Here is a 16,652-nt window from a genome sequence, read left to right as displayed (position 1 = left end):
GGTCCGTCGCCAAGCCGGGCGGTTCTCCCCGCCGATCCCTGCCACGATCCGGTCTTTTCCGGTCGAGACCGTACCCCCCGCTCAGGAATACTCCGGTCCATGGAGCCGATAACCCTCACCACCGACCGCCTCGTGCTGCGCCCCTTCGGGCCGGACGACGCCGAGGCCGTCCGCGTCGCCTGCCAGGACCCGGAGATCCCCCGCTGGACCCCCGTGCCCTCCCCGTACACCCACGAGCACGCGCAGGAGTTTGTCACCAGGACCTGCCCCGACGGCTGGCGCCACGACACCGTCTACAACTTCGCCGTCACCACGCGCGACGGGGGCCGCCTGGTGGGCGCCATGGGGCTGGTGCGGCTGGCCCAGCTCAACACCGCCGAACGGCAGGCCGAACTCGGCTACTGGACCGCCAAGGAACAGCGCGGCCGCGGCCTCACCGCCGAGGCCGCCCGCGCCGTCGCCCGCTGGGCCTTCGAGGAGCTCGGCGTGGAACGCCTGGAGTGGTACGCCGAGGCCGGCAACGCCGGCTCCCGCGCCGTCGCCCTCAAGACGGGCTTCCAAATGGAGGGCACCATGCGCGGCAAGATCATCCACCAGGGCACCCGCCGGGACGCCTGGATCGGCTCCCTGCTCCCCTCCGACCTCGGTCTGAGCGGCGGGGCGGCCTACCTCCCCTACCAGGGCGGATGACCGGGCGGGCGCGGCGACGGCCGCGCCGCGGACCCCCGGGCGGTCCGCGGCGCAGGGCCCGGCGACCCGGCACGGACCGGATTGTCGGTGGCGCCTTCTAGGGTGGGCCCATGACGACGCCCGTGGCCCTCTCCGCCGACGACGCCCGCCGGACCGCCCTGCGCGCCCAGGGCTTCCTCGGCGCCCCGGACCGCCGCGGCGGAGTCCGCGGCGTCCTGCGGCGGCTGGGCGCGGTGCAGCTCGACACCATCTCCGTGCTCGCCCGCTCCCACGAGCTCATCCCCTACGCACGCCTCGGCGCCGTCGGCCGTGAAGCGGTCGAGACCGCGTACTGGACGGAGAACCACGCCTTCGAGTACTGGTCGCACGCCGCCTGCATCCTGCCCATCGAGGAATGGCCGCACTTCGCCTTCCGGCGCCGCGCCCGGCGGGCCCGCGGCCACCGCTGGCACGTGATGCAGGACGCCGACCGCTCCACCGCCGCCGTCCTGGACCGCCTCAAGACCGACGGCCCGCTGACCTCGACCGAACTCGGCGGCGCAAAGAACGGCGGCCCCTGGTGGGACTGGTCCGAGACGAAGATCGCGGTGGAGTGGCTGCTCGACACCGGTGACGTCGTCTGCAGCCGGCGGCGCGGCTGGAAGCGCGTCTACGACCTCGCCGAGCGGGCCGTCCCCGACGCCCTCTTCCACGACGACATCGACGACACCGAATGCCTGCGCCGCCTGGTCGCCCAGGCCGGCGCCGCACTGGGCGTCGCCACCCGGGCCGACCTCGCCGACTACCACCGGGTCAAGGGCGAGCAGGTCGACTCGGTGATCGCCGACACCGGGCTCGTCCCCGTCCAGGTCGAAGGCTGGGGCGGCAAGCCCGCCTGGGCCGACCCCACCGCACTGGCCGACGCCTCCCGCGGCGGCCGGCACCGCACGACCCTGCTCTCCCCCTTCGACTCCCTGATCTGGGACCGGCCCCGCACCGAGCGCATCTTCGGCTTCACCCACCGCCTGGAGGCGTACGTCCCCAAGCCCAAGCGCATACACGGCTACTTCGCGATGCCCCTGCTGGCCGGCGGCCGGCTGGTCGGCCGCGCCGATCCGGCCCGCGAGGCAAACACCCTGATCGCCCGTCAGGTCTCACTGGACTCCGCACGCGCCGTCGAACCCATGGCACAGGCGCTGCGCGAGGCCGCCGCGTGGGTCGGCTGCGAGGAGGTCCGCGTCGAACGGCTCGACGACCGCAAGCTCGCCGCCGCCCTGACCGAAGCCCTCGCAGCCTCCTGACCGGACGGCCCCGGCTCAGCGGATCTCGAGGATCTTCTCCCGCATCGCGTACACCACGGCTTCCATCCGCGAGTGCAACTGCAGCTTCTCCAGGATGTTCCGCACGTGGTTCTTCACCGTGTTCTCGCTGATGAAGAGCTCCTTGGCGATGTCCCGGTTGTTCATACCGGTGGCGACCAGCTTCAGCACCTCCAGCTCACGGTCCGTCAGCCGGGGGGCGGGCACCAGCCGGCGCTCGTCCGTGCGCTGGATCATCGACTTGAACTCGGTGAGCAGCTTCGACGCCATCGACGGGCTGATCTGCGACTGGCCGTCCGCCACCGCGCGGATCGCCGTGGCCACCTCGTCCGTGGAGATCTCCTTGAGGAGGTAGCCGGTCGCCCCGGCCTTGATGGCCTCGTAGAGGTCGGCCTCCTCGTCGCTCATCGTCAGCATGATGATCTTCGCACTGGGAGCCACCTCCTTGATGGAGGTGCACGCCTCGATACCGCCCCGCTTCGGCATCCGCACGTCCATCAGCACGATGTCCGGCAGCAGGTCCGCGGCCTTCTCCGTCGCCTCCGCGCCGTCCCCCGCCTCGCCGACGACCTGGATGTCCTCCTCCTGCGCGAGCACGATCTCCAGACCCCGGCGGAACAACGCGTGGTCGTCCACCACGAGCACCCTGATCGGCTCCTTGCGCGGCGCACCGCCGACGCCCGTGTCCCCCGCGGCGCCCGTACCGGGCTCCGCGCCACCGGCCGGCGCGGGCTCGAAGCTGTCCGCCATCGGTTCCTCCCCCTCGGGCCGGCGCCCGTGGTCGTCACACTGTCCGTGCCAGTCCAACCGGGCGGTGCGGCCCGCGCATTGACTGCCCGGCCATGATTCCATGCCCGGGCACGGCGACGCTCCCAGGCGATGGTCGTTTCCCCGCCCGGGAGCGCCGCCCCTGACCCCTGGACCCTGTCGTCACAGTCCCTCCTGCCCCGCCTTCCGGGCGGTCGGAGCTACTGTGGCGACGGGGCCCGGTTCACCGGCGGAGCGCTCCGCCCGCGCCGGCCGGCGCATCCTCGACGGAAGGGTCCGCCTTGAGGTGGATGACGCCGTAGTCGTAGCCGTGCCGCCGGTAGACGACACTCGGTTGTTCCGTGTCGGAGTCGATGAACAGGTAGAAGTCGTGCCCGATCAGTTCCATCTCGTAGAGGGCCTGGTCGAGCGTCATCGGTGCTGCCGCGTGCGTCTTCTCGCGAACCACCAGGGGTCCTTCACCCTGGACCTCGAGACAACCGCCGATCTTCGTGGTGGGCACGCCTGTGGACGTCTCCCCGCCGGTCGGGGTGCCGTTGAACTCGGTCGTGGCCAGTACGGCCGTCGCCTCCGCCACGCTCATGGGCGCACGGCTGCCGCCGCGATGCACCCGGCGCTTGTCGGCCGCCTTGCGCAGCCGCGCCTCGAGCTTGTTCGCCGCGACGTCGAGCGCCGCGTAGGGGTCGGTGGCGGCGGCCTCGGCCCGGATCACCGGGCCGCGGGTGCGCAGCGTGATCTCCACCCGGTCGGAACGGTCTGCCTGCCGGGGGTTCGGTTCCTTGGACACCTCGACCTCGAGGCTCATCACCTTGCCGTCGAGCTTCTGGATCTTCTCCAGCTTCTCGTTCACGTGCTTCCGGAACCGCTCGGGCACCTCGGTCTTGCGGCCCTTGACGACGATGTCCACGCAGAACTCCGTTCCCGGATCGCCGCGGTCTCACGGGGCGATCCCTTGCGCTGAGGCCGGCGGGCACCAGGTCCCGCCCGGCGTCGACGTTCGTTGCCGCTCCGCGCGCTCGGAGGCTTCCGGGCGGCGAAGCCGCGACTCCTCACCTCCTCCTCCCCCGCGAGACAGATCTTCACCCACTGAACCTCGGGTGAACCACGTCTCGCGGTCCGTGGAACGGCGGACCACAATGGGCGCCGCCGCCCCTCACCACCGAACATAGACCCGCGGACCCGGGGTCGGCACCCCCAGAAGCGCTATACCTCCCTTCGGGTGAAATGCCCGTTGCGCCACCTGGGAGAACGGCTCTGACCTCTGGATTTCCGCTTCCTTTTCGGCCACCTGTTCGGCCGTCCGGCGGGCCGCTCTCCTGCTCGTCGTGCGGCTCGTCCGGCTCGTGCGGTTCGTCCCGCTCGTCCGGCCCGGGTCGGCACCTCGTCCCCCGTCCGGCCGTGGCGGGGTCACCACCCGAGGTGCCTAGCGTGACCGGCGGCGAGGAACCCCACGGCCGGCCGTGGGGCGGCGCAGCGGCGCAGGACCGCCGACGACCGCCGCGGCCAGGACCCGGCCCCCGGCGTCCTCGACGGCGCGGGCCGCGGTGGCGAGCGAGGCGCCCGTGGTCATCAGGTCGTCCACCAGCACCACCGGGGCGGTCTCCAGGAGGCGGCCGGCGCCGCGCACGGCGGTCAGGGCACCGGAGAGGTTCGCGGGCCTGTCGCGGGCGCCGAGGCCCGACTGGTCGGCCACCGCGCGGCGCTGGCGCAGCACCGCGGCCACCCGGACGGCAAGCCCGTCGCGCCTCAGGTCCGCGGCGGCGGCGAGGGCGAGGCGGCGGGTCGCGTCGTGGCCGCGGGCGGCGACTGCCCGGCGGGAGGAGGGAACGGGGACGAGGAGGAACGGGGGGAGGGTGAGGGCCGGGGGGAGGGTGAGGCCGTCTTCCCGGCGCCGCGTCTCGGGGGCCCCACCCCCACCCCCTCCCCGCACCGCGGCGTAGACCGCGCCCGCCAGGGCTTCGCCCAGCGGTCGGGCCAGGCCCAGCGCGCCGCGCTCCTTGTGCGCCAGCAGCACCGCGCGCGGCTGGTCGGTGTAGACGGTGGCCGCCCACACGGCGGGCAGTCCGGCGGGCGGCGCGTCCGGCCAGACCTCCCGCGCTCCCGGCTCGTGCAGCGCCGCGCCGCACTCCTCGCACAGCGCCGTTCGCGGCGCCCCGCATCCCGCGCACTCGGCCGGCAGCAGCAGTCCCGCCATCTCCCGCCACCATGACCGCACCACGCGGCCGCCTCGCAGGCCCCGCCGTCCCCGTGCTCCCCGCATGACTCAACGATGCCGGGAGGGGGCGATGACCACCAGCCCCGTCCCCAGCCTGTGGAAAACTTCCGCCGCGCCCCACAAGACGGCCCCACACCCCGCACTGCCCACTGCGCACGGGCGCCCCGCGGAGAAGCCCGAAAAGGAGCAGTCGGTCAGCCCGGGTAGACCGGCGAGCCGGCCTTGGGCGCGACTTCCTTCCAGTTGGAGTCGGGCGCCAGCCGGAAGACGCCGCCGTCCAGCTCCGCGAGCAACGGTGCGTCCTGGCGCTCCGAAGCCGCCACCGACACCACGCCGCTGATGCCCGGCAGGCTCGACGAGGACGTGCCCGAGCCGTCCGCGTCCACGTACTGGATCTGCGGCACTCCCCCGGCCTCGCGTCCCACGACGACCAGCCTGCTGAACCCGGCCCAGGACGCCGCGATGACGTCCTCGAGCTGCGGCGCGACGCTGCGCAGCTCCGCCACCGTGATCTTCTGGCCTGCGGCGGTGGCCGTGCGCTCGATCCGCCCGAGCTGCAGCGTGTTGTGGTCGCCGTCGCGGACGAGCAGGGCGATGCGCACGCCGTCGGCCGCGACCCGCAGCGACTCGATGCGTCCGTCGCCGAGGTCCGGCACGTCCACGGGCACGGGTTGGCCGGCGCCGTCGGGCAGCATCAGCAGCTGCGGCTTGGCGGGGTCGCGGTCGGCGATCCAGAGGTCGCCGTAGCCGTCCCAGCTGGGGGTCGTGAGCCTCTTCTTCGGGTCGGCGGCCCGGCTGCGCAGGACGCTGGGGCCGAGTTGCGCGTCGCCGTCCAGCTCGGTCACGTAGAGGTTCGCCGCGTCCTCGCTGAGGGCGGCGGCGTACTGCTCGTCGCGCCGTACGGCCGCGGATCCCACCTTGAACGTCCCGGTGCCGAGGGGGCCCGCGACCGCCACGGGCTGGGTGCCGTCCGCGGTGAGGCTGACGAGGTGGTGCTCCGCGTCGATGAAGTACTGGTCGTCGCTGTCCCCGACGAGCTTGTCCGGCGCGTAGTCGCGGGCGTCGTCGCGCCGCAGCGTGCACAGGATGCGGCCGGAGGGGCCTTGGAGTTCGACGGAGGGCACGGGCGTGGACGACATGCCCTGGATGGTCTGGATGAGCTGGGCGGCCATCCGTTCGCAGTCCGCGTCGGCGCGCGCGGGCAGCCCCTTGAGCTTCACCGTCACGCGCTGCGAATCGTCGAGCTCGACCGCCTCGGCCTTGATGCCCGGGGGGAACTCCGACCTGACGACGGGCTTCAGCCAGTCGGTGGGCCCGGCGAGCAGGGCGTTGACGGCGTTGCTCAGCGCGTTGATGCGCTTGCGCAGGTAGATCGGGTCGGCGACGAGGGCGTCGCGGCCGGCGGCCGCGTCCTTGGGGCTCCCCGGCGCGGCGAAGTAGAAGGTGTCGACGGAGCGGTAGAAGCGCTGGAAGTCGGCCTCGCTCAGCACCAGTCCGTCGGCGACACCGGCGATGCGCCATTCGCCGTCCTCCTTGGTGAGGCGTATGCCGCTGCTGAAGGTGCCGTCCTCGGCGCGGTAGGCGTGCCGGTCGTCGACCCTGGCCACCTTGGCGCCGGTGACGGTGATCTGGGTGCTGTCGCCGTCCTTGCCGTCGGCCGCCGCGACCGGTTCCGGGCTCAGACTGGGTCCGCCGGCGAGGACGGTGATCCCGGATTCGGGTTTCCAGCGCCTGCCCTGGTCCTTGGTCATGTAGAGCTTGGCGGTGGCGTAGTCGGCCTCGTCGCTGGTGGTGGCCTCGAGGAAGCCGAAGACGATGTCGCGGGGGGTCTCGCCGCCCTGCGGTTTGACGCCGAAGACCCGGACCTGCGGGTCGGTGTCGGCGTGCTTCTCACCGCCGACCTTGTGCACTTCGCCGCTGCTGGGCATGGAGGCGCAGCCGGTGAGCAGCACGAGTCCGCTCAGGAGCACGCCCGCAACGGCCGGCCTGGGCAGGCCGCCCCCCTTCGCGCGCATCAGTCGTCGTCCTCCCGCGCTTCGTCCGCTGTCGCGGGATGGGTGACCGTGCCGCTGCCCGCGCTGTGCCCGACGACCCGTGCGCCGCTGCCGGGCAGGGCCGCGGGGTCGGCGGCGGGGGGCCGCGGTGGGGTGAACTGCATGGAGGGGATGGCGGGCGCGGCGAAGCGCGGCGCCGGGAATCCGTGGTGCGCGGGGGCGTGGGGCGGGGCGGCGTCGAGTGCGGTGGCGCCCGCGGGCATGCCGCGGTGGGAGAGCGCGGTGGCGAGGTCGCGGTTGCGGCGGGAGTCCTCGGGTTCGAGGGCGATGGGTGATCCGCGCAGGCTGTCGGCGCCGGTACGGGGCAGGGTCAGCCGGAACTGGGAGCCGCCGCCGGGTTCGCCCCAGGCCTGGAGCCAGCCGCCGTGGAGGCGGGCGTCCTCCAGGGCGATGGACAGTCCGAGGCCGGTGCCGCCGGTGGTGCGGGCGCGGGCGGGGTCGGCGCGCCAGAAGCGGTTGAAGACGCGGGTGGCCTCGCCGGGCTTGAGGCCGACGCCGTAGTCGCGTACGGCGACGGCGACGGCGCCTCCGGCGGAGGCCATGCGGACGTGGACGTCGTGGCCCTCGCCGTGTTCGACGGCGTTGACGACGAGGTTGCGCAGGACGCGTTCGACGCGGCGGGCGTCGGCCTCGACGGTGACGGGCTGCTCGTCGCCGTGGACGACGATGCGGCTGCCCTTGCGTTCGGCGATCGGCTCGGCGCCGTCGACGACGCGCCGTACGACGTCGCGCAGGTCGACGGGCTCGGCTTCCAGGGCGGCGGCGCCCGCGTCGAACCGGCTGATCTCCAGGAGGTCGGAGAGCATCGACTCGAAGCGGTCGAGCTGGTTCTGCAGCAGTTCGGCGGAGCGGGACGTGGCGGGGTCGAAGTCCTCACGGGCCTCGTGGATGACGTCGGCGGCCATGCGGACGGTGGTCAGCGGGGTGCGCAGCTCGTGGGAGACGTCCGAGACGAAGCGGCGCTGCATCCGCGACAGGTCCTCCAGCTGCTGGATCTTGACCTGGAGGGTGTGGGCCATCTTGTTGAAGGATTCGCCGAGCCGTGCGATGTCGTCCTCGCCGGTGACCTTCATGCGTTCCTGGAGGTGTCCGGCGGCGAGCCGCTCGGAGATCCGGGCGGCCATGCGGACGGGTGTGACGACCTGCCGCACGACGAGCCAGGCGATGGCGCCCAGCAGGACGACGACGAAGATCCCGGCGGTGGCCAGGGTTCCCTTGACCAGGCCGAGGGTCTTCTCCTCCTGGTCGAACGGGAAGAGGTAGTACAGCTGGAAGGGCTTGCCGTTGGGGTCGGTCAGGCGCTGGCCGACGATGAGGGCGGGCTCGCCGTCGGGGACGCTGTCGCTCTTCATCGAGGTGTAGCGCTCGAAGACGTCGGATTCCTCGTCGAGCGCCTTGCGCAGGTCGGTGGGCACGCTCTCCTCGGGCCGGACGCCGCCGGAGCCGCGGGGTGCGTGGGTGCCGGGGCTGTCGACCCCGTAGCTGTAGGGCTGCTCCTGCACGTCGGAGCTGAGGGCGACGACGGAGTAGACGCCCTGGCCGCTGCTGGCGAGCCCTTCGACGAGGTTGTTGAGCCAGGTGGCGGTGTCGTTCTGGCTGTGCCCGTCGGTACCGGCGCCGGAGTCGCTGTTGCCGGTGACGTTGCGGGCGTTCTCCTTGGCGACGGCGAAGCCGCCGACGGCCTGGCTCTGGGCGGTCTGCCGCTTGGCGTCGAGCAGTCCGTTCTTGACCTGCCCGATGACGACGACGCCGAGGAGCAGGACGACGCCGAGGGACATCAGCAGGGTGGTGGCGACCACGCGCAGCTGGATGTTGCGGCGCCAGAGCCGTACGGCGGGCTGCACCGGCCGCCGGGCCCAGCGCACGAAGGAGCGGAGCACCGGCAGCAGACCCGTCAGGGGGTCCGCGTGCCGGCTCTCCATCCGCTCACGCTCGTACGCGGTGGCCACGTCAGCCTGGCCCGGCCTTGTAGCCGACGCCGCGGACGGTCACCACGATCTCGGGGCGCTCGGGGTCCCGCTCGACCTTGGAGCGCAGGCGCTGGACGTGCACGTTGACCAGGCGGGTGTCGGCGGCGTGCCGGTAGCCCCAGACCTGCTCGAGGAGCACCTCGCGGGTGAAGACCTGCCAGGGCTTGCGGGCGAGCGCGACCAGCAGGTCGAACTCGAGGGGGGTCAGCGCGATGGGCTGGCCGTCCCGCTTGACGGAGTGGCCGGCCACGTCGATGACGAGGTCGCCGATGGTCAGCTGCTCGGGGGTGGGCTCCTCGGCCCTGCGCAGCCGGGCCCGCACGCGGGCGACGAGCTCCTTGGGCTTGAACGGCTTGATGACGTAGTCGTCGGCGCCGGACTCGAGGCCCACGACGACGTCGACGGTGTCGCTCTTCGCGGTGAGCATGACGATGGGTACCCCGGACTCGGCCCGGATCTGGCGGCATACGTCGATGCCGTCCCGTCCGGGGAGCATGAGGTCGAGGAGGACCAGATCGGGCTTGGTCTCTCGGAAAGCGGCGAGGGCCTTGTCACCGTCGGCCACGAACGACGGCTCAAAACCTTCTCCGCGCAGCACGATGCCGAGCATCTCTGCCAGTGCGGTGTCGTCGTCGACGACCAGGACGCGTCCCTTCATAGCGACCATCATCCCATTACCTGATCGTGACCTGGAGCACGAGACGGGCACAAAGCTGCGAGGGCATCGGGTGTGACCGGCGAAACCACGCCGTTTTCGGTGACTATTGCCGTTATCAGAGCCGCGGGTGTGATGTCGAACGCAGGGTTGTACGCCTGGGTGCCGAGCGGTGCCACAGGGTTTCCGGCCGATTCGGTCACTTCGTGCCCGGGGCGCTGTTCGATCTCGATGGACGAGCCGTCGGCGGTGCCCTGGTCGACGGTGGTGGTGGGGGCGACGACGATGAAGGGCACGTTGTGGTACCGGGCGAGCACGGCGAGTGGGTAGCTGCCGACCTTGTTGGCGACGGAGCCGTCCGCGGCGATGCGGTCGGCGCCGATGAGGACGGCGTGGACGCTGCCGGCGGCGAAGAGTGAGCCTGCGGCGTTGTCGGTGAGCAGGGTGTACGCCATGCCGGAGCGGGCGGCCTCGTAGGCGGTGAGGCGGGCGCCCTGGAGCAGGGGGCGGGTCTCGTCGACCCACAGGCGGCGCAGCTGGCCCTGGCGGTGGGCGGCGAGGGCGACGGCGAACGCGGTGCCTTCGCCGCCGGAGACGAGGGCGCCGGTGTTGCAGTGGGTGAGGATCTGGTAGCCGCCGCCGGGGAGGAGTTCGGCGAGCAGCTGGAGGCCGTGGCGGGCCATGGCGGCGCTTGCCTCCTTGTCCTCGGCGTGGAGGCTGCGGGCCTCGGCCAGTGCCGCCGCGGCGGCGCGCTCGGGGTCGCCTCCGGCGCTGCCGGTGAGGGCGGCCCGGTAGGCGGCGAGGGCCCGCCGTACGCCGTAGGCGAGGTTGACGGCGGTGGGCCGGGCGTGGGCGAGGGATTGGGCGGCGTCGTCCACGTCGTAGCCGCGGACGGCGGCGAGTGCGACGCCGTAGGCGCCCGCTATGCCGAGCAGGGGGGCACCGCGCACGGCGAGGCCGCGGATGGCCTCGACCAGGGCGGGGACGTCTGTGCAGACCAGCTCCACTTCCTCGGCGGGCAGCCGGGTCTGGTCGAGGAGGACGAGGACGGGGCCCTCCGGCGGCTCCTCCCAGCGCAGTGCCGGCAGGGGCTCGTCGGGATTGCCCTTGGAATCGTTGGCCAGAGTTACCACGTGCTGATCACCCATCTGCTCAGTCTGCCGTGTACGGCAGCACGTTTTGAACGGTTGCGGCACTCCGCATCCGCAGGTACACGCCCGCTGCACCCATGGCACGATGGCCACCGTCCCGCCGTTGGACGGGTAGGTAGCGCAGTAACGAAGGAGCGACGATGAACGACTCTCCGGGCTGGGCCTCGCCCGGATCCTCACCCTCCGGCGAACCGGGCCGCACCGACGGCCCCGGCGCGCCGCAGGACGCTGCGCCGCAGAACTGGTCCCCGCAGCAGCCGCCCGCCGGCCAGTGGCAGGCCACCGGCGGCTGGGGTGCCCCGCCACCGCCGACCGGCCCGGCCTGGGGCAGCCCGGCGCCCTCGGGCTGGCAGCAGCCGCACTGGGGTGCCCCGGCGTCGCCCAAGCCCGGTGTCATTCCGCTGCGGCCGCTGGGCATCGGCGAGATCCTCGACGGCGCGGTCTCCACGATGCGCGCGCACTGGCGCACCGTGCTCACCATCTCCTTCGCGGTCTCGCTGCTGACCCAGGGCGCGATGCTGCTGCTCCAGGGGTTCATGCTCGACGACAGCGAGACGATCAACTCCCTGGAGGGGCGTACCAACCTCTCGTTCAACGAGGTCATGAGCGCCGTCGGCGGCACGCTCGCCGCCGGGGGGCTCGCCGTGGTCGTCACCCTGGTGGGGGTGGGGATCGCCACGGCGATGCTCACCATGGTCATCAGCCGGGCCGTGCTCGGCCACCGGGTGACGCTGGGCGAGGCCTGGTCCGACGCCCGTCCCCAGCTGCTGCGTCTGTTCGGGCTGACGCTGCTGCTCGGTCTGATCGGCGGCGGGATCTTCGCCGTCGGCATCACCCCCGGCATCCTCGTCGCGGTCGGTGGTGCCACCGCGGCCGGTGTCGGCCTGGCGTTCATCGGCGGGGCGGTCGCCCTCGGTGTGGTCGTCTGGCTGATGATCCGCTTCAGTCTCTCCTCTCCCGCTCTCATGCTGGAGAAGCAGGGTGTCCTGAAGTCCATGGCCCGGTCGGCCAAGCTGGTCCGGGGCTCGTGGTGGCGCATTCTGGGCATCCAGTTGCTCACCATGATCCTCGTCTACATCGTCTCGTCGATCATCCAGGTTCCCTTCGTGGTGATGGGGATGTTCGCCGGCAGCGACGGCCTGTCGGCCTTCGCCTCGGGCGACCAGGCGGGTCTCGGCTGGACGTATCTGATCGTCATCGGGATCGGCGCCGTTATCGGATCCACCATCACCTTCCCCATCCAGGCCGGCGTTACCGCCCTGCTGTACATGGATCAGCGGATCCGCCGCGAGGCCCTGGACATCGAGCTCGCCCGGGCCGCGGGCATCCCCGGCTACACCGACGCCCTGGGTGGGGGCGCCGCACCCGGCAACAGCTCAGCCACCGGGGGCTGATTCCGGTGTCGGGGGAGGACGTACCGGTCACCATTCCCCGCGGCCCCGCCCGCGAGGCCGCCGAGAACGAACTGTCCAAGGGGATCTACCACCGCGACGACCCGAGTCTGATCGAACGTGCCCTGAACTGGCTCTGGGAGAAGATCGACCACCTGATGGACGCCGCCTCCGGGATCACCCCCGGAGGCGGCGCCGGCCTGGTGACGATCGTCGTCGTGATCGTGCTGCTGGTCGTCGCCCTGCGGCTGCGGCTCGGCAAGATGCGCGCCCAACCGAAATCAGGCATGGGGCTGTTCGCCGACGTCCCGCGGACGGCCACCGAGCACCGGGCCGCCGCCGAGGAACACGCGCGCCACGGCCGGTGGAGCGAAGCCGTACAGGAGCGGATGCGCGCGATCGTGCGCTCCCTGGAGGAACGGGCCCTGCTCGACCCCCGCCCCGGCCGGACCGCGGACGAGGCCGCCGCCGAGGCGGGCCGTTCCCTCCCCGAACTCGCCACCCGGCTCGCGGACGCCGCCCGTACCTTCGACGACGTCACCTACGGGGACCGCCCCGGCACATCGGACGCCTACGCCGCCCTGCGTGAACTCGACGCCGAAGTGCAGCGCACAAAGCCCCGGTTGGTCGAGAGCGGCGCGGCCGCCGCCGGAGGTTCCCGCCCGTGACCGACACCCTGTCCCCGGCGCAGGCGCCCGCGCCGGACACAACTTCGGTCTCCCCGACCGCAGGCCAGCTGTGGACCCGCTCGCGCACCCTGATCGCGGCGTTCCTCATCTTGATCATCTTCGGCCTCCTCTACGCAGCCGCGCGTTCCGGTGAGAACCATGACGCACTCGACCCCCGTTCTCCCGACCCGTCCGGCAGCCGGGCCGTCGCTCAACTCCTCCACGACCAAGGCGTGACCACCACGGTCGTCACCACGACCGGCGATGCCGTCGCCGCCGCCGGGCCCGGCACCACCGTCCTCGTCACCGTGCCCGACTTGTTGACGAAACGTCAGCAGGACGCGGTGCACGACGCGATGGAACGCTCCGGCGGCCGCGTCGTCCTCCTCGCCCCCGGCGAACCCTCCATCGGACGGCTAGCCCCGGGCGTCCACTACACGGGCCCGGCCCCCGTCCGCGTCCTCGAACCCGAGTGCCGCCTGTCCGCCGCCCGCTCCGCCGGCTCGGCCGAGACGGGAGGCGGCAGCTACACGACGTCCGCACCGGACGCCGACCGCTGCTACCCCGACGCCCCGGGGCGGTTCACCCTGCTGCGCCTCCCCGCGGCCGACGGCGGCGACACCGTCGTCGTGGGCACCCACACGCTCCTGCAGAACGAGAACCTCGCCCAGCAGGGCAACGCCTCTCTCGCCCTGCAGATCCTCGGCGCCCACCCGAAGCTCGTCTGGTACCTCCCCTCACTCGGCGACGCCTCCGCCTTCGACGGCGGCCAGGAAAGCTTCCTCGACCTCATCCCCGACGGCTGGAACTGGGCCGTCCTTCAGCTGTTCATCGCCGCCGCCCTCGCTGCTCTCTGGCGAGCCCGCCGGCTCGGCCCCGTCGTAGCCGAGCGGCTGCCCGCCACGGTCCGTGCCGCGGAGGCGACCGAGGGACGTGCCCGTCTCTACCGCCACGGCCGGGCCCGCGGCCGCGCCGCGGAGGTGCTGCGCACCGCCGCACGCGACCGGCTGGCCCCGCTGGTCGGCGTCCCCCCGTCCCAGGCCCACGACCCGGACGTCCTGCCCACCGCACTGGCCGCCCGGCTCGACGACCCCGCCACCGACCCGCGCGGCCTCCTGCACGGTCCGCCTCCCCCCGACGACGCGGCCCTGCTGCGTCTGGCCGACGACCTCGACGCACTGGAACGCCGCGTCCTTCTCAACGAGAGGAAAGCAACCCCGTGAGCGCCGCCCCGACCGCCGACAGCGCCCGTGCCTCCCTGGAGGCCCTGCGCACCGAAATCGCCAAGGCCGTCGTCGGCCAGGACCCGGCCGTCACCGGCCTGGTGGTGGCCCTGCTCTGCCGGGGCCACGTCCTCCTAGAAGGCGTCCCCGGAGTCGCCAAGACCCTTCTCGTGCGCGCACTGGCCGCCTCCCTCCAGCTGGAGACCAAGCGCGTCCAGTTCACCCCCGACCTGATGCCCGGCGACATCACCGGCTCCCTCGTCTACGACGCCCGCACCGCCGAGTTCTCCTTCCAGGCGGGACCCGTCTTCACCAACCTGCTGCTCGCCGACGAGATCAACCGCACCCCGCCCAAGACCCAGGCATCCCTCCTGGAGGCCATGGAAGAACGCCAGGTGTCCGTCGACGGCATCCCGCGACCGCTGCCCGAGCCCTTCCTCGTCGCGGCGACCCAGAACCCCGTCGAGTACGAGGGCACCTATCCGCTCCCCGAGGCCCAGCTGGACCGCTTCCTCCTGAAGCTGATCCTGCCGCTGCCCTCGCGCGAAACCGAGATCGACGTCCTCACCCGCCACGCCGACGGCTTCAACCCCCGGGACCTGAACTCCGCCGGTCTGCGACCGGTCGCCGGACCCGCCGACCTCGACGCCGCCCGGGCCGCCGTCGCCAAGACGCAGGTCTCCGCCGACATCACCGCCTACATCGTCGATATCTGCCGAGCCACCCGTGAATCCCCCTCTCTGACCCTCGGCGTCTCCCCCCGGGGAGCCACCGCCCTGCTCGCCACCGCCCGCGCATGGGCCTGGCTCACCGGCCGTGACTACGTCATCCCCGACGACGTCAAGGCCCTCGCCCTCCCCACGCTCCGGCACCGCATCCAGCTGCGCCCCGAAGCCGAGATGGAAGGCACCACACCCGACTCGGTCATCACCTCGGTCCTCGCCCGCGTCCCCGTACCGCGCTGAGACGGGCGACGACCGACCATGGCACTCACCGGACGTACCGCCCTGCTGGCCGCCCTCGGCGCCCTCGCCGTTGGTCTGCTGCTCCCCGGCTGGAACGGCATCCTGCTCGTCGAAGGCATCCTCCTGTTCGGAATTCTGTGCGACCTCGCACTCGCCGCGCCAGTACGAAAGCTCCATTTCACTCGATCCGGTGAGACATCCGTTCGACTCGGGGACACGGCGGAGGTAGTCCTCACCGTGACGAATCCGAGCCGGCGCCCGCTGCGTGCCCACCTACGCGACGCCTGGCCGCCCAGCAGCTGGTACCCGGGGACCGAGGTCGCCGCATCGCGTCACCGGCTGGCCGTCCCGCCCGCCGAGCGCCGCCGCGTCACCACGACCCTGCACCCCACCCGCCGCGGTGACCGGCACGCCGAACGCGTCACCGTCCGCTCCTACGGCCCCCTCGGCCTGGCCGCGCGGCAGGGCTCCCACCACCTCCCCTGGACGGTCCGGGTCCTGCCGCCCTTCAACAGCCGCAAGCACCTGCCGTCGCGTCTGGCCCGCCTCCGCGAGCTCGACGGACGCACATCCGTGCTCATCCGGGGCCAGGGCACCGAATTCGACTCGCTCCGCGAGTACATCCCGGGAGACGACACCCGCTCCATCGACTGGCGGGCCACCGCGCGCCGGGCCACCGTCGCCGTCCGCACCTGGCGCCCCGAACGCGACCGCCACATCCTCATCGTCCTCGACACCGGGCGCACGGCCGCCGGCCGCGTCGGAGACGCCCCACGCCTCGACGCCGCCATGGATGCCGCCCTGCTGCTGGCCGTCCTCGCGGGCCGTGCCGGCGACCGCGTCGACCTCCTGGCCCACGACCGCCGGGTACGCGCCTCCGTCCAGGGCCGGGCCGCCCGCGACATGCTCCCCGCCCTGGTGAACGCCATGGCCCCGCTCGAGGCCGAACTCGTCGAATCCGACGCCCGCGGTCTGGTCGCAACGGTCCTCCAACGCGCCACACAGCGCTCGCTCGTCGTCCTCCTCACCGGGCTCGACGCCGCACCGATGGAAGAAGGCCTGCTGCCCGTCCTCCCCCAGCTCACCCACCGCCACGAGGTCCTCATCGCCGCCGTGGCGGACCCCCGCATCGAAGAAATGGCCCAGGGTCGCAACAGCGTCGACGCCGTGTACGCGGCCGCGGCAGCCGAGCAGGCACGCGCTGAACGCCGCCGTGTCGCCCAGCGCCTCTCCCGGCACAACATCACCGTCGTCGACGCCCCGCCCGCCGACATCGCTCCCGCACTCGCGGACGCCTACCTCGCCCTCAAGGCCGCCGGCCGGCTGTAGAGGACGGCGGCAGAGGGCCCTGAAGGCAGGGCGGGCAGGGCGGCGGAGGACAACCCGCCGGCACTGCCCTGCGCTGCCCTCAAGCGCGGGGCAGTGCAGGGCAGTGCGGGACAATGTTCTGGTGGACAACGCAAAAATGCCTCAGTCCCCGAGTCGAAACTCGGGGACTGAGGCTAAAAATTGTTCGGCGGCGTCCTACTCTCCCACAGGGTCCCCCCTGCAGTACCATCGGCGCTGAAAGGCTTAGCTTCCGGGTTCGGAATGTAACCGGGCGT

The 16,652-nt window shown here is 72.5% G+C and carries 14 protein-coding genes and 1 rRNA gene; 7 read left to right on the top strand and 8 right to left on the bottom strand.

Translation table 11 applies throughout. The features are described 5' to 3' along the window. The first annotated feature begins 99 nt into the window (after nucleotides 1-99). Both ACFW3D_RS29645 and ACFW3D_RS29640 read left to right on the top strand, forming a co-directional pair. Entirely contained in the window at nucleotides 100-690 is a 591-nt protein-coding gene (locus tag ACFW3D_RS29645; RefSeq protein ID WP_500509099.1) for a GNAT family N-acetyltransferase, read from the top strand. A gap of 110 nt (nucleotides 691-800) precedes the next feature. Further along, nucleotides 801-1,970, top strand: coding sequence for a winged helix-turn-helix domain-containing protein (locus tag ACFW3D_RS29640; RefSeq protein WP_500509097.1), 1,170 nt, complete (start codon nucleotides 801-803; stop codon nucleotides 1,968-1,970). A 15-nt stretch (nucleotides 1,971-1,985) separates the two neighbouring features. On the opposite strand, the gene ACFW3D_RS29635 is transcribed toward ACFW3D_RS29640, so the two are convergent. The 7 genes from ACFW3D_RS29635 to mtnA all read right to left on the bottom strand — a co-directional run bounded on the left by ACFW3D_RS29635 (nucleotide 1,986) and on the right by mtnA (nucleotide 10,798). Further along, nucleotides 1,986-2,738 carry a response regulator gene (locus tag ACFW3D_RS29635; RefSeq protein WP_500509095.1) on the bottom strand — a complete coding sequence of 251 codons (753 nt, stop codon included), beginning with the start codon at nucleotides 2,736-2,738 and terminating at the stop codon, nucleotides 1,986-1,988. A gap of 241 nt (nucleotides 2,739-2,979) precedes the next feature. Continuing rightward, the gene (hpf, locus tag ACFW3D_RS29630) at nucleotides 2,980-3,663 is read right to left on the bottom strand and encodes a ribosome hibernation-promoting factor, HPF/YfiA family (protein ID WP_500509092.1); all 684 of its coding nucleotides are present in this window, start codon (nucleotides 3,661-3,663) and stop codon (nucleotides 2,980-2,982) included. Between the two features lie 516 nt (nucleotides 3,664-4,179). After that, the gene (locus tag ACFW3D_RS29625; protein ID WP_500509090.1) at nucleotides 4,180-4,950 is read right to left on the bottom strand and encodes a ComF family protein; all 771 of its coding nucleotides are present in this window, start codon (nucleotides 4,948-4,950) and stop codon (nucleotides 4,180-4,182) included. Between the two features lie 215 nt (nucleotides 4,951-5,165). Next, nucleotides 5,166-6,986, bottom strand: coding sequence for an LpqB family beta-propeller domain-containing protein (locus ACFW3D_RS29620; RefSeq protein WP_500509088.1), 1,821 nt, complete (start codon nucleotides 6,984-6,986; stop codon nucleotides 5,166-5,168). Continuing rightward, on the bottom strand, nucleotides 6,986-8,947 hold the full coding sequence (gene mtrB, locus ACFW3D_RS29615; RefSeq protein WP_500509086.1) for an MtrAB system histidine kinase MtrB: 1,962 nt from the start codon (nucleotides 8,945-8,947) through the stop codon (nucleotides 6,986-6,988). Before mtrB ends, ACFW3D_RS29620 begins: the two co-directional genes overlap by 1 nt. Before the next feature lie 28 nt (nucleotides 8,948-8,975). After that, nucleotides 8,976-9,665 (bottom strand): two-component system response regulator MtrA, encoded by a 690-nt coding sequence (mtrA, locus tag ACFW3D_RS29610; RefSeq protein ID WP_078620260.1) that lies wholly within the window; start codon nucleotides 9,663-9,665, stop codon nucleotides 8,976-8,978. Then, nucleotides 9,662-10,798, bottom strand: a complete 1,137-nt coding sequence (gene mtnA, locus ACFW3D_RS29605) for an S-methyl-5-thioribose-1-phosphate isomerase (protein WP_500509084.1) — start codon at nucleotides 10,796-10,798, stop codon at nucleotides 9,662-9,664. Before mtnA ends, mtrA begins: the two co-directional genes overlap by 4 nt. A 143-nt stretch (nucleotides 10,799-10,941) precedes the next feature. Here mtnA and ACFW3D_RS29600 point away from each other — a divergent pair, with 143 nt between their 5' ends. From ACFW3D_RS29600 to ACFW3D_RS29580, 5 genes are read left to right on the top strand one after another with little or no spacing between them, the layout of a single operon-like run. Then, a complete protein-coding gene (locus ACFW3D_RS29600; protein ID WP_500509082.1) occupies nucleotides 10,942-12,195 on the top strand; it encodes a proline-rich domain-containing protein in 1,254 nt (417 codons plus the stop codon). Nucleotides 12,196-12,200: 5 nt separating this feature from the next. Next, nucleotides 12,201-12,860, top strand: coding sequence for a DUF4129 domain-containing protein (locus tag ACFW3D_RS29595; protein WP_500509079.1), 660 nt, complete (start codon nucleotides 12,201-12,203; stop codon nucleotides 12,858-12,860). Beyond that, nucleotides 12,857-14,083: a DUF4350 domain-containing protein gene (locus ACFW3D_RS29590; protein ID WP_500509076.1), complete on the top strand. Its 1,227-nt coding sequence runs from the start codon at nucleotides 12,857-12,859 to the stop codon at nucleotides 14,081-14,083. Before ACFW3D_RS29595 ends, ACFW3D_RS29590 begins: the two co-directional genes overlap by 4 nt. Then, a complete protein-coding gene (locus tag ACFW3D_RS29585) occupies nucleotides 14,080-15,048 on the top strand; it encodes an AAA family ATPase (RefSeq protein WP_500509073.1) in 969 nt (322 codons plus the stop codon). The genes ACFW3D_RS29590 and ACFW3D_RS29585 overlap by 4 nt, the downstream gene beginning before the upstream one ends. An 18-nt stretch (nucleotides 15,049-15,066) precedes the next feature. Beyond that, nucleotides 15,067-16,377, top strand: a complete 1,311-nt coding sequence (locus tag ACFW3D_RS29580) for a DUF58 domain-containing protein (RefSeq protein WP_500509070.1) — start codon at nucleotides 15,067-15,069, stop codon at nucleotides 16,375-16,377. A 182-nt stretch (nucleotides 16,378-16,559) separates the two neighbouring features. On the opposite strand, the gene rrf is transcribed toward ACFW3D_RS29580, so the two are convergent. Continuing rightward, a 5S ribosomal RNA gene (gene rrf, locus ACFW3D_RS29575) occupies nucleotides 16,560-16,652 on the bottom strand; the annotation flags it as partial.

The sequence above is a fragment of the Streptomyces sp. NPDC058864 genome, assembly GCF_042742985.1.
Classification (GTDB): Bacteria; Actinomycetota; Actinomycetes; order Streptomycetales; family Streptomycetaceae; genus Actinacidiphila.
This window is presented reverse-complemented; position numbering and strand designations above follow the sequence as displayed.

Excerpts from the sequence above, each read along its gene's own strand:
- ACFW3D_RS29645 (WP_500509099.1), top strand. The coding sequence starts at position 100 with ATGGAGCCGATAACCCTCACCACCGACCGCCTCGTGCTGCGCCCCTTC.
- ACFW3D_RS29640 (WP_500509097.1), top strand. The coding sequence starts at position 801 with ATGACGACGCCCGTGGCCCTCTCCGCCGACGACGCCCGCCGGACCGCC.
- ACFW3D_RS29635 (WP_500509095.1), bottom strand. The coding sequence starts at position 2,738 with ATGGCGGACAGCTTCGAGCCCGCGCCGGCCGGTGGCGCGGAGCCCGGT.
- ACFW3D_RS29625 (WP_500509090.1), bottom strand. The coding sequence starts at position 4,950 with ATGGCGGGACTGCTGCTGCCGGCCGAGTGCGCGGGATGCGGGGCGCCG.
- ACFW3D_RS29620 (WP_500509088.1), bottom strand. The coding sequence starts at position 6,986 with ATGCGCGCGAAGGGGGGCGGCCTGCCCAGGCCGGCCGTTGCGGGCGTG.
- mtrB (WP_500509086.1), bottom strand. The coding sequence starts at position 8,947 with ATGGAGAGCCGGCACGCGGACCCCCTGACGGGTCTGCTGCCGGTGCTC.
- mtrA (WP_078620260.1), bottom strand. The coding sequence starts at position 9,665 with ATGATGGTCGCTATGAAGGGACGCGTCCTGGTCGTCGACGACGACACC.
- mtnA (WP_500509084.1), bottom strand. The coding sequence starts at position 10,798 with ATGGGTGATCAGCACGTGGTAACTCTGGCCAACGATTCCAAGGGCAAT.
- ACFW3D_RS29600 (WP_500509082.1), top strand. The coding sequence starts at position 10,942 with ATGAACGACTCTCCGGGCTGGGCCTCGCCCGGATCCTCACCCTCCGGC.
- ACFW3D_RS29580 (WP_500509070.1), top strand. The coding sequence starts at position 15,067 with ATGGCACTCACCGGACGTACCGCCCTGCTGGCCGCCCTCGGCGCCCTC.